The sequence below is a fragment of the Geminicoccus sp. genome, from assembly GCF_035556675.1.
Lineage (GTDB): Bacteria > Pseudomonadota > Alphaproteobacteria > Geminicoccales > Geminicoccaceae > Geminicoccus.
In genome coordinates this window covers 1-8,110 of record NZ_DATMFZ010000158.1, presented here as the reverse complement: position 1 = coordinate 8,110, position 8,110 = coordinate 1, and the positions used below count along the sequence as shown (strand labels likewise).

The 8,110-nt window shown below is 68.0% G+C and carries 9 protein-coding genes and 3 pseudogenes; 6 read left to right on the top strand and 6 right to left on the bottom strand.

The genetic code is table 11. From position 1 onward, the window contains the following. Together VNS22_RS11900 and VNS22_RS11895 are read left to right on the top strand one after the other, a co-directional pair. On the top strand, window positions 1-1,579 hold a 1,579-nt coding region (locus VNS22_RS11900), incomplete at its 5' end, for a calcium-binding protein (RefSeq protein WP_325732666.1). Window positions 1,580-1,716: 137 nt separating this feature from the next. Next, entirely contained in the window at window positions 1,717-1,872 is a 156-nt protein-coding gene (locus VNS22_RS11895; protein WP_159718411.1) for a DUF3309 family protein, read from the top strand. Window positions 1,873-1,935: 63 nt separating this feature from the next. Here the strand turns inward: VNS22_RS11895 and gpt are convergent, their stop codons facing one another. After that, a complete protein-coding gene (gene gpt, locus VNS22_RS11890) occupies window positions 1,936-2,436 on the bottom strand; it encodes a xanthine phosphoribosyltransferase (protein ID WP_325732663.1) in 501 nt (166 codons plus the stop codon). A 162-nt stretch (window positions 2,437-2,598) separates the two neighbouring features. Between gpt and VNS22_RS11885 the strand changes: the two genes are divergently transcribed. From VNS22_RS11885 to VNS22_RS28560, 4 genes and pseudogenes are all read left to right on the top strand, one after another. Beyond that, window positions 2,599-2,799: a DUF1192 domain-containing protein gene (locus tag VNS22_RS11885; RefSeq protein ID WP_325732661.1), complete on the top strand. Its 201-nt coding sequence runs from the start codon at window positions 2,599-2,601 to the stop codon at window positions 2,797-2,799. A gap of 7 nt (window positions 2,800-2,806) precedes the next feature. After that, window positions 2,807-3,337, top strand: coding sequence for an NUDIX hydrolase (locus VNS22_RS11880; protein ID WP_325732659.1), 531 nt, complete (start codon window positions 2,807-2,809; stop codon window positions 3,335-3,337). A 63-nt stretch (window positions 3,338-3,400) separates the two neighbouring features. Continuing rightward, window positions 3,401-4,078, top strand: a complete 678-nt coding sequence (locus VNS22_RS11875; protein WP_325732656.1) for an HAD family hydrolase — start codon at window positions 3,401-3,403, stop codon at window positions 4,076-4,078. A gap of 179 nt (window positions 4,079-4,257) precedes the next feature. After that, window positions 4,258-4,623, top strand: a pseudogene (locus VNS22_RS28560) (GNAT family N-acetyltransferase); the annotation flags it as partial. A 108-nt stretch (window positions 4,624-4,731) separates the two neighbouring features. On the opposite strand, the gene VNS22_RS28555 reads toward VNS22_RS28560, so the two are convergent. From VNS22_RS28555 to VNS22_RS11850, 5 genes and pseudogenes are all read right to left on the bottom strand, one after another. Continuing rightward, a complete protein-coding gene (locus VNS22_RS28555) occupies window positions 4,732-5,175 on the bottom strand; it encodes a heme-dependent oxidative N-demethylase subunit alpha family protein (protein WP_414653346.1) in 444 nt (147 codons plus the stop codon). Window positions 5,176-5,211: 36 nt separating this feature from the next. After that, window positions 5,212-6,093, bottom strand: a pseudogene (locus VNS22_RS28310) (zinc-binding dehydrogenase); the annotation flags it as partial. 103 nt (window positions 6,094-6,196) lie between these two features. Beyond that, window positions 6,197-6,567: pseudogene (locus tag VNS22_RS28305) on the bottom strand ((R)-mandelonitrile lyase); the annotation flags it as partial. A gap of 27 nt (window positions 6,568-6,594) precedes the next feature. Next, entirely contained in the window at window positions 6,595-6,756 is a 162-nt protein-coding gene (locus VNS22_RS11855) for a hypothetical protein (protein ID WP_325732649.1), read from the bottom strand. A 168-nt stretch (window positions 6,757-6,924) separates the two neighbouring features. Further along, window positions 6,925-8,108 (bottom strand): IS3 family transposase gene (locus VNS22_RS11850; RefSeq protein ID WP_325732647.1). Its coding sequence is split into 2 segments (ribosomal slippage): window positions 6,925-7,811 and window positions 7,811-8,108, totalling 1,185 coding nucleotides; the frame shifts between segments, so codons are not numbered across the junction. Window positions 8,109-8,110: the final 2 nt, after the last annotated feature.

Here is an 8,110-nt window from a genome sequence, read left to right as displayed (position 1 = left end):
CGTGGCGAACATCTCCGGCACGGCTGGTGCGGATACGCTGGCAGGCACTGCCGGCAACGATGTGATCAACGGTGCGGCCGGCGCCGACGTGCTGCGCGGCCTGGGCGGCAACGACGTCTACACGTTCAAGCCCGGCGACGGGATGGACGTGATCCAGGACACAGGCGGCATCGACCAGATCCAGCTGAGCGGCGTCGATCCGGCCAACGTGTTCCTGTGGCGCGGCGACGGCCGGGCCTATGCGACGCTGGGTGCTACCGCCGAGCACCAGCTCTTCATCTTCTACAGCCTGACCGACGTCATCCGGGTCGACAATTTCTTCAGCGGCAGCGGCAATGGCCGGATCGAGAGCATCCGCTACGCCGGCACCGGCCAGGTGCAGCCGCTGACCGCGGACAATCTGACGTTTACCGGCTCGGCCGGGGTCGACCATCTGCTGGGTTCGGACGACGACGACAATATCGTCGGCGGCGGCGGTAACGACCGGCTGGAAGGCCGCGCCGGCAACGACCGCTATTATTTCAGCGCCGGCGACGGGTTCGACACGATCGTCGAGACTGGCGGCCAGGCGGACACCATCGTGTTCGGCCAGAACGTGGCACCCTCGGCGGTCACCTATGGACGCGGGCAGGCCGCCGACGGGCTGGACAGCAACGACCTGGTGATCAGCTATGGCGGCGGCAGCCGCATCGCGATCCTGGACTATTACAGCAATGTCGCGGCCCGGGTGGAGTTCGCCCGCTTCGAGGCGAACGGCTCGGAGATCATGCTGCCGGGTGCCCGTGCTGCCACACGGCCCACGACCGAGGGTGCCGACGTGGTGGCCGGACGCGACGGCGACGACGTGATCGACGGCAAGGGCGGCAACGACGTTCTGTTCGGCGGTGCCGGCAACGACATCATCCTGGGCGGGCTCGGCCAGGACCTCCTGGCAGGCGGCCAGGGCGACGACCGTCTGCTGGGTGGTGCCGGCAACGACACGCTCGATGGCGGTGCCGGCAACGACTACCTGGCCGGCGACGACGGCGACGACTTCCTCAAGGGCGGCGAGGATGACGATGAGCTGCACGGCGGCAGCGGCCGGGACCTCCTGTTCGGCGGGGTCGGCGACGACGTGCTCTACGGCGACAGCGGCATCGACCAGCTGCGCGGCGGAGTCGGCGACGACCTGATCTATGGCGGTGCCGACGACGACGACCTGGACGGGGGCAGCGGCAGCGACACGGTCTTCGGCGGTGCCGGTAACGACCTGATCGCCGGCGGTGCAGGCGACGACATCCTGCACGGCGATGCTGGTGACGACGTGCTGCGCGGCAGCTTCGGCAACGATCAGCTCTACGGGGGCGACGGCAACGACACGTTGCACGGCGGCACGGGCGACGATGTGCTGAACGGCGGTGCGGGCACCGACATCGCCCTCTTCAACGGACCGCAGTCCAACTACACGATCGTCAAGCAGGACGGCGGCAACTTGGCGGTGCTGTTCGTCGGTGACGGCGAGGTCGACTACGGCTTGAGCGTGCTCGTGAACGTGGAGTGGATGCGCTTCGGCAATGGCGGGCTGGTCTCGACCAGCTGAGTGCAGCAGGGAGTACCCCGTCACACAGCCGCGCCGCCCGGGGCAGGAACCACACTTATTTTGGTTGGTTATTTCCCCGTGGCCTATGCCCCGGTCCACCCGACGGCGGTGGCCGGAGCGCGATCGGAGTGCTGTTCATGCTCGGTACGATTCTGCTGATCATCCTCATCCTGCTGCTGATCGGCGCCTTGCCGAGCTGGGGCTACAGCCGCAGCTGGGGCTATGGGCCGACCGGCATCCTGGGCGTGATCCTGCTGGTGGTCCTGATCCTGGTGCTGATGGGACGGATCTGAGCCGGCCCGCCCGCTGTCCGCGCCCCTCGGAGCGGGGGTGGGCAGCGGGCGGGGGACCCAAGCCTACTCGCCGGGCGTGCCGGCGCGCAGCCGCTCCGAGGCCGGCGGCGCATAGGTCGGCTCGCTGTCCCAGGGAAACAGGATCCAGGTATCCTGGCTCACCTCGGTGATGAAGGTGTCGACCAGGGGGCGGCCCAGCGGCTTGGCGTAGATCGTGGCGAAATGCGCCTTGGGCAGGAGCTGGCGCACGATCTTGCCGGTCTGGCCGGTGTCGACCAGGTCGTCGATCACCAGCCAGCCGCTGCCATCGCCGGCCGCCACGCTCGGCTTGACGATCTCGGGTTCGCGCTGATCCTGATGATCGTAGGACGAGATGCCGATCGTATCGATCATCCGCACGTCCAGCTCCCGGGCGATGATGTGTGCCGGCACCAGGCCGCCGCGGGTGACGGCGATGATGCCCCGCCAGGGGCCGAGGCTCGCCAGGCGCCAGGACAGCGCCTTGGCGTCACGATGGAGCTGGTCCCAGTGGACCGGGAAGTAGCGGCGCGCCGGTTCGGCCATGATCGGACTCCAGGATGCCCGGGCCGGCCGGGGCCGGGCAGGGGGGCGGTGCAGGACGTGCCCTCGAGGGGCTGGCCACTCGCGAGCATTGCCATCGCCACCTTGTCAAGTTCGACGGCGCGGCCGACTATCCGCGCCCGGGCAGGATCAGGTGAGGAGACCATGCAGGACGACGACGAGCCACGGTTCCGGCGCACGCAGGACCTGACCGTTCCAGGTGATCTCGCCCGCCTGTCGGTGGAGGAGATGACTAGGTTGCGCGACCGGCTGAAGGTCGAGGTCGGGCGGCTGGACGCCGAGATCGCTCGCCGGGACGACGTGCGGCGTGCAGCCGACGCGCTGTTCAAGAAGCCGGCCGGCTGAACCGGACGTGCGCTTCTGTGCCACCTGCGGCGCCGATGTCGTGCTGTCCCGGCCCGAGGGCGACGATCGTGAGCGCTTCGTCTGCACCCGCTGCGCCACCATCCACTACGTCAATCCCAAGATCGTGGTAGGTTCGGTGTGCACGCTGGGCGACCGGCTGCTCCTTTGCCGCAGGGCCATCGAGCCGCGGGTCGGCTACTGGACGATCCCGGCCGGCTGGCTCGAGACCGGCGAGACCGTGGAGCAGGGTGCCGCGCGCGAAGCCTGGGAAGAAGCCTGCGCCCGGATCGAGATCGAGGGCGTGCTCGCGGTCTATTCGATGCCGCGGATCGCCCAGGTGCAGATCCTGTTCCGGGCGAGGCTGGTCGATGCCGAGGTGGCGCCCGGCCCTGAGAGCCAGGAGGTCCGACTGATCGGCTGGGACGAGATTCCCTGGGACGAGCTGGCGTTTCCCACCGTAGGCTGGGCATTGCGCCGTGCCCGGGAGCTGCGCGGCCAGGACCAGTGGATCACCGGCCTCAATCCCGAGCCGATCTAGCCCTGCACCGATCTCGATCGATCCTTCCGCCCGCTTGGGCACTTCATGTCCAGGAGAGTCTGCTTGTCCCGCTTCGACCTCGTGATCTTCGACTGTGACGGTGTCCTGGTGGACAGCGAGTTCGTGTCCATCGGCCGCGAGGTCAAGGCGCTGCATCTGCTCGGCTGGCCGATCGAGCTGGACGAGGCGCTGGAACTGTTCGTGGGCCTTTCGCAGAAGAGCGCCAACGAGATCATCGAGCGCAAGCTCGGCAGGCCTCTGCCCGAAGACTGGGGCAAGCAGCTGCAGGCCGAGGTGGTCGAAGCGTTCGAGACCGAGCTGGTCGCCATTCCCGGCATTGCCGAGTGCCTGGACCGGCTGACCCTGCCGCGCTGCGTTGCCTCCTCCTCCCTGCCGGCGCGCATCCGCCGCTCGCTCGAGATCACCGGCCTGTTGCCCAAGCTCGACCCGCATCTGTTCAGCTCGTCCATGGTGGCGCGCGGCAAGCCGGCCCCCGACCTGTTCCTGCACGCCGCGGCGACGCTCGGCCATGCGCCTGAGCGCTGCGTGGTGATCGAGGACAGCCCCGCCGGGGTCCAGGCCGCGGTGGCGGCCGGCATGACGCCGCTGGGCTTCACGGGCGGCCGCCATGCCGGCAGCGAGCGCTGGAAGCAGCGCCTGCGCAATGCGGGCGCCGAAATCGTGTTCGGGGAGATGCTCCGCCTGCCCGATCTCCTGGACGAACTGCAGTCCGGGAGTTGACAGGTGCAGGAACTGGCCCGATACGCCCAGAGCATGTACGACACGCTGTTCCTCCTGTCGTGGGATCTGCGACGACGATTCTGATACGGTGAGCCCGAGCCGGCCTCGCCGTCCTGCCGCATGCGCCCCGGAGGGCCTGCGGTCCGAGCGTCGTCCTCCCCCCAGGTTGGGGAACAGCCATGTCCTCCTTGTCGGTCCGGCCCGAGGCCCCGTTGGATGGGCCTGCCATCGAACTGCTGCTCGACCGCTCGTTCGGCAGCGATCGCCGGCGCAAGATCTCCTACCGCTACCGGTTCGGCGTACCGCCCGTCCGATCCTTGTGCCTGGTGGCGCTGGACGACCGTGCCGGCATGGTGGGGGCCATCCGTTACTGGCCGCTGCTGGTGGGCGCCAGGGCCTGTCTGCTGCTGGGCCCCCTGGCGATCGACCCGGCCCGGCGGGGGCAGGGGATCGGCCGGCTGCTGATGGCGCGCAGCCTCGATCGGGCCGCTCAGGAGGGCTGGCAGCACGTCTATCTGGTGGGCGATCCCGGCTATTATCGCCAGTTCGGCTTCGAGCTGGTGGCGCCGGGCTTGGTGATGCCGGGCGAGAACCCGGCCAGGCTCATGGGCCGTAGCCTCGGCAGCGTGAAGCTGCCGGAAGCGGGGGTGCTGCTACCCTGGCCCGCCGGCCGGCAGCTCGTTCCCGGCCAGCCGGTCCAGCCGGGTGAGCAGCGGCGGGCCCATGACGTGGAAGCCCTTGTAGCGGGCCATCCGCTCCGGCCTCTCGCGGATCCGCTGGGCCAGAGTCCGGGCGTGGCCGGGCCGGGCGACTGCGGTGCCGAAGGGCATGACCGTGGTGTGGATGGTGAACAGGATGTCGCCGGGACGCTGCAGCCGGCGCAGGGTCTGGCGTTCGATCCGAAGATGAAGCTGGCATTCGACCGGCTGCTCCGGATCGAACGGACGGCGCGCCCGATGGGCCGGTAGGAACAGTTGGTCGGTCTCGCTCTCCCAGTTGATCCGCCCGACCGGCCGCTCCGCGGTGAACGAGGCCAGGAGCCGGTCGGCGGTAGGGGCCAGACAAGGGTGAGTACTTCGGGGGTCCGCTCTCTCCATTCGACTTGTCGAGAGCGAAAATAGCCGAGATCTTGCTCAAACCGTGAGCAGCACCTTGATCGCGCGCCGCTCATCCATGGCACGGTTAGCCCTCCGTGACTTTCGCTAGCGGCAGCTCGAGGTCGAAGACCTTGCTGGGATTGATCCCGCCCTGGAGCACCCGGTCCATCAGGTCCGGCAGGAAGCGGCGAACGGGTGCCGGTCCGCCGAGCATGCGCTTTTGGCCGAAGAAGAGCTGCTGGCCGTCGAAGGAGACGCCATGCGGAGCGCCGACATAGCCGATGCCGCCGCCGGGGCGCGCGCAATCCAGGGCCTGGGCGAAGGATTCCATCGTGCCGACGCATTCCAGCACCGCATCGGCGCCCACACCCGCCGTCAGGTTCATGACGCGCGCGATCCCCTCCTCGCCGTGCTCGAACACGATGTCGGTGGCACCGAAGTCGCGGGCGAGCTTCTGGCGGCTCTCATGACGGCTGATGGCGATGATGCGCCCGGCACCCATTTCCTTGGCCGCCAGCACGGCCATCAGCCCACTGCACCGTCGCCGACCACGACGACGGTCGAACCGTCCCGCACCCCGGCGGCGTCGGCCGCATACCAGCCGGTGCTCAGCACGTCGGAGGCGGCCAGCAGGTCCGGCACGAAGGCGGAAGGAGCTTCCGTGGTGGCGACGAGCGTGCCGTCCGCCAGTGGGACGCGGGCGTAGGGTGCCTGTGCGCCGCTCATGAACTCGTGCTGCACGCAGGACGACTGGAAGCCGAACCGGCAATGCGGGCAGGTACTGTTGGAGATGCAGAAGGATCCCACCACGAACTGCCCGGGGCGGACGGTCCGCACGTCACTGCCGACCTCGACCACGGTACCGCAATATTCGTGGCCCATGTGCATGGGCTCGTCCATGGGCTGCAGGCCGCGATGGCGACGTCCTCGCAGCGGATGTCCGCGGGCCGTAGAGAACGGTTGCCAGCATTTCCTGTCCTTTCGCTCGATGTCCGGTGGAATGGTCAGGTGTCGTGCTGGTGTCGGTGACGTGCTCCATCCAGCCGACGGCCCTGCGTCCTTCATCTCCTGGATCGCGATGTGGGCCATCACGGTTTGCGGCAATGGCCCCTGCCAGTGCTGCTCGCCCGGGGCGAACCAGACGACGTCGCCAAGTCGGATCTCCTCGACCGGGCCGCCCTCGCGTTGCGCCCGGCCGAGGCCCGCCACGACGATCTGCGTCTGACCGAGCGGGTGGATGTGCTAGGCCCGTATGGGTGCCGGGCTCGAAGGTCGCCCGGGTCCTTGCACGCGCTCGGCATCGAAATGGTTGAAGAGCGGGTCGATCGGGACGGTGCCGGTGAACCAGGCTTCGGGACCTTTGCTGAATGGCCTCGAGCCTGCGCGGGCAATTTCATGGAGTGGTCTCGGAAGCTGCGGTCACCGGCGCTCGATGCGAAGCGGGAACTCGCCCGGCACGTGCAGGGCCTCATGGCCCTCCTCGGAATGGCCGAGCCGGACCAGCCCCTGGGGGCAGGGCAGCCACTGCAACTTCCGGATCTGGTTCTGGAGCGCCCGGTAGTCGGAGGCAGGCACCACCATCTCTTCGGCACCGGTGGGCGGCGCTCCAGTAGCGTCACCGCTGCACCGAGATGATGATCTCAACGCGATCCAAGGAGCTGGTCATACGGTTGGCCATAAGCCTCTACCTCCCTAGGCGCGAGACTCTGTCCGGTCAGTTCAGGGGCAATCCCATTGGAGTTGCCCCCGTCAGACCGGACACGTGGCAGATTGGGACGTAGCTCGTCGATACTCGCTGGGTGAGCGATAGGCGAGCCGGCTATGGGGATGGACCTCGTTGTAGTCGATCATCCATCCGTCGATGGCAGCCAGGGCGGTGGCGGCATCAGGGATCGGGTTCACCCGAACATAGTCGCGCTTGAAGGTCTTCACGAACGCCTCGGCGATGCCGTTGCTTTCCGGGCTCTCGACGGGCGTGAAGCATGGGGCAAGCCCAAGTGCCGTCGCCAGCTCGATGGTCTTGGCTGCGGCATAGGCCGAGCCGTTATCGGACAGCCATTGGATCGGATGAGGCGTCCGGATGGCCGCGAAGCGCCGCTCGACGCACGCAATCATCAGGTCACGGATGAGTTCGCCGGAGATCCCAGCCGTGGTGGCTGCCCAGGCGATCACCTCGCGGTCGTGGCAGTCCATGGCGAAGGCGATCCGGATCACCTGGCCGTTCCAGCAGATGAATTCCATCGCATCCGAACACCAGCGCGTGTTCGAGTGCAGGGTCACCACCTTGCCGTCATGAGTTTGCTGGCGACGGCGACCGGTATGTCTGGCGAGCAGCAGGCCGTGCTGCTTCATCAGCCGGTAGACGCGCTTGTGGTTGATCGCACCGCCAGATGGCGGCGCTCGCTTCAGCAGCGCGGTGATCCGGCGATAGCCATAGGTCGGCCGTGCATCGACCAGGCGGCGGATCTCGGCGGCGAGTTCCAGATCCCCATCCCGAACCTGCGGACCGCGCTTGGCGCGACTGCCCTTCAGGCGCTCGACGAGGTTGGAGCGGGCCACGCCCAGCGTGTCGGTCACGGCCTTCACCGCGAACCGTCCTTGGACGCAGAGCTGGACCGCCAGATCGGTTTTTTTGACCGGCTCAGCTCGAGTGCCTCTTTGAGGATCTCGACCTCCATTGTCTTCTTGCCGAGCAGCCGTTCCAGATCACGCACCCGTTCCTCGAGCCGACGTGCTTCCGCGGCCGGAACGACCTCGTCATCGGCACGGATGGCTTCTCGGCCACCTTCGCTCATCAGCCGCCTCCAGCGGAACACCATGCTCGGCGAGAGCCCGGGCTGGCGGGCCACGTAGCTGATCGACATGCCGGGCTGCATCGACTCGGCCACGAGGGCCAGCTTCTGCTCGGTCGTGAAGCGGCGCCGGCGGGCAATCC